The following is a 3,272-nucleotide window of genomic DNA, read 5'->3' as shown; positions in this document are numbered from 1 at the left end:
GAGGACTCCTTATTCAGCTTCTCCGTCAACTTCTTATCCTGCTTCTCCTCGGGAAAGGTCGCCTCGAAGGGAATCAGCTTGATCCGGCGCCAGATGGCAAGGTCCATGCCGCTCACCCTCGGCTTGTGGTTCGTGGCCATGACGATCTTGAAGGTGGGAAGGAACTGGAAGTACTCCCCATAGAGGAAGCGGGCGCTGATCATGTCGTTCCCGGTGAGACGTTTGATCACCGACTCGGCCAGGCGGCCGTTATCATCACTCTCCATGGCCGTGACAAATCGGGCGCCCTTGAGGCGGGCGATATCGTTGGTGGCCTGTTCCCCTTTCTTCTGCATAAAGGTCTCCGTGGGGGTTGTGGTGGCGTAGTCGCCCATCACATGGTTGACCACGTTGATGAAGGTGCTCTTCCCGTTGGCCCCGTTCCCGTAGAGGATGAACATGGACTGGCAGGACATGTCTCCCGTCAGGGAGCAGCCCAGGAATTTCTGGACAAAGCGGATCAGCTCCAGGTTCCCCTTGAAGATGTCCTTCAGGAACCTTTTCCAGACGGTACAGGAACTGTCTGGAAGGTAGGTTACGGGAGATACTTTTGTAATGAGGGCGTTTCTGTCATGAGTCAACAGGCGGCCGCACCGGAGGTCGATCATGCCGTTGGCGCAGTTAAAGAGAAAGAGGTTCCTGTCCAGTTCATCCGGACTCACCCTTATTTTCAGATTCCACCTGGTGCTGAAGAGCATGGTCTCCACCTTGTGGGCCGAGGAGCTCCGTCTGGCATGTGCCATCATGGCCAGAGCTTCCTCCAGGGTGGCCCTTTGAGGGGCCTTCTCAAAGAGGGAGTTGATGCTCTTCTCTCCCAGTTCATAGATCGCCCCCAACTCGTCACAGAGCCATCTCTGACTGTCCCAGATCAGCCACTTCTTCCAGGGGGCACAGTAGCGGATATCCTCCCCCCAGTCCTCTATCATCATCCGGGCGTTAAAGAAGTCAGAGAAGGTTTCTCCCCGCTCACTCTTGTTGGTGGACAGGACAAAGAGGGCTTCCCGGTCCAGGTATTTGGCTTCCTCCAGGGAAGGAGGCTCATTCTCTCTCTCCTTCTGGGCATTCAGGTAGGCGCTCCAGCGGAGACGGAAGAAGCGCTCTCCTGTCTGTTCTTCCGGGGGGATCTCCTTGACCAGGGCACTGCAACAGTTGTAGCAGAGAGCCAGAAGCCCCGGACGCCTGGCTAAGTCTCCCCCCAGCCAGCTCTTCATCAGAACCTGCAGATCCTGGGAATACTCCTCTTCCGAGGCGAGGGCCTTTCGGATGGCCAGGGTCTCATCAACCTCAAATCGCCGGAGTCTCTCACTCATCCGGTTCAGTAATCGTTTCTCCGCCATCTAGCGTCCCTCCTGGCGGATATACACCTTCTTAGGGTCACCCGGTGCCCAGCGTCCCCCGGTAAACTGAACCCAGGACCAGAAACTCCACCAGCCAGGCTGATCCAGGTCGCCTGTGGCCAGGTCGTAGCCCAGGAGGCCCGTCATGGGGTCCAGGATCACAGCGTCAAAGGCTCCTTCGCTTCCGTCGGGCTTCCGGTATCGGATCTCACAGAGTTCGGCGTCATTCAGGGGGCAGGCGGTATTGACCCGGAGGCTCAGGCTGGTCTGGCCCGCATAGATTTTGTTCATGAAAACTCCTTCACTCCATCCAGGCTTCAAGCCTCGATGGTTTTTTAAGCTCTTTCCCTCAGGGCCGAAGGATCAAATTTTAGAATCGATCTTCAGGATGAGGGTCAGGGGACTGTAGATCACAAGCTCCTCACTGGCATGTCCCCGGTTCCTTGTGAAAAAATCCCAGAGGGAACAGGCTTCCTCCAGGAATATAAAGTAGGAGAGTTTTCGGAGGAACATTCCAGAGGAGGCCCCCCATGACTGGAGGGCCCGGCTGAAACGGGCGGTATGATCCGAAAAATCTGTCAGGTCTCCCAGCGAGCTGATCAGCCTGACAAGCCCCCGGGAGGACAGAAATCCCTCAGTCAATGCCGGAGTCTCTTGCTGCTCCCTATGAAACTGAGACTCCTTGAAGATCTCCTCATCCGGTTTGATCCTGCCTTCGATCAGGACATTCCAGGTGGTGAGGGAGACATAGTCAAAGTACATGGATAACAGAATGTCGCTATGAAGATAGGTCGTTCCGCAGACAGCCGGGGGGGCCGTAAAACTGGAGGGATAATGGACCCGGAGATCGGCTCCGTCCACCTCATCAAAATAGGGATAGTAATAGTATTTGGCCATCAGGCCGAACCAGATGGTACTGCCGGCATCGATCGCTTGGTCAATACTGAAACTGCTGCTCTTCCAGGAAGGTGACTCGGTGGACGGAACCCTCAGGTTCAAAAAGGGGGCCCCGCTGCTCCTCAGGTTGGCCGGGAGTCCTCCGTCATAGACCGCCGCAAACCCGCCCGCCTCGTAGTCGTTCTTATAGGAGTAGTAATAGGCCGTACAGGGGCCGGCCAGCTCCGTATCAATGGTAAATTTGTTGAGGGCCATCCCCAGGTCGACCGTGGGCATACCGGGTTCGTCATTGAAAAAGTCATAGCTTCCCGCTCCCACTGAGTCCGAACCGATCCGGGGGACCACCGTCACGGGGTAACTTGAGTTTTTGAGCCAGGTCTCATCGGCAGTGATATAAAGTGAATCCCCATCGTAATCCAGGTCTCCCCAGATCCAGCGGCCTTTGGTATCGATGATCTTCGGCCGGTAGATATGGCAGAACTTCCCTGTCTTGTACTGGTTGTTCTTCTCCTTCCAGTACACCGCATAACTGCCCCGGACCTCTTCCCTCATCAGATGACCGTAGAGGATTCCCTGTTTATGAAAAGAAAGCCCCCCGGCTTTTTCCAGGGGGATCTTGAAGACAGGGGACGAGGGGATCTCCCGCAGGATGATGTCATACTCTATGTTCCCTTCATCCAACTGCCGGTACACATGGCGCCGCTCTCCCGTGGTCAGTATCGTTCTCCCCGGTCTGTGCTCCACGGTTTGAACCCTCTCCCCGGGGAACTCCGATCCCAGGCGCAGGGAGGCTTCCGTGTCCCACTTGCTCAGGGACAGGCCGGGTGTTCTGCTTCTGCCCCAGGCGCCACCTTCCACCTCACAGGGGGAATCCCAGGGGCTCTGAATATGGTAAAAATCCATATCAAGACCTCCTAGGTCCCATAGAAGGTGATCTCCCAGTCAATCTGGAGGATGTCATTGGCCCCGATATTCACCTCCGGGGTAATCTGGGCATAG

3 protein-coding genes are annotated in these 3,272 nt (G+C 56.1%); all 3 read right to left on the bottom strand.

All coding sequences use genetic code 11. The features are described 5' to 3' along the window. Nucleotides 1–1,376, bottom strand: a 1,376-nt coding sequence (locus tag PF479_RS01940; protein ID WP_298001692.1) for a phage/plasmid primase, P4 family, incomplete at its 3' end; no start/stop codon positions are given. Next, complete coding sequence (locus PF479_RS01935) at nt 1,377–1,667, bottom strand: hypothetical protein (protein ID WP_298001690.1); 291 nt, start codon at nt 1,665–1,667, stop codon at nt 1,377–1,379. A gap of 72 nt (nt 1,668–1,739) precedes the next feature. Beyond that, the gene (locus PF479_RS01930) at nt 1,740–3,176 is read right to left on the bottom strand and encodes a hypothetical protein (protein ID WP_298001689.1); all 1,437 of its coding nucleotides are present in this window, start codon (nt 3,174–3,176) and stop codon (nt 1,740–1,742) included. Nucleotides 3,177–3,272: the final 96 nt, after the last annotated feature.

Source organism: Oceanispirochaeta sp., assembly GCF_027859075.1.
Taxonomy (GTDB): Bacteria; Spirochaetota; Spirochaetia; order DSM-2461; family DSM-2461; genus Oceanispirochaeta.
The sequence above is the reverse complement of the archived record's forward strand: the minus strand, read 5'-3'. Positions and strand labels throughout refer to the sequence as shown.

Excerpts from the sequence above, each read along its gene's own strand:
- PF479_RS01930 (WP_298001689.1), bottom strand. The coding sequence starts at position 3,176 with ATGGATTTTTACCATATTCAGAGCCCCTGGGATTCCCCCTGTGAGGTG.
- PF479_RS01935 (WP_298001690.1), bottom strand. The coding sequence starts at position 1,667 with ATGAACAAAATCTATGCGGGCCAGACCAGCCTGAGCCTCCGGGTCAAT.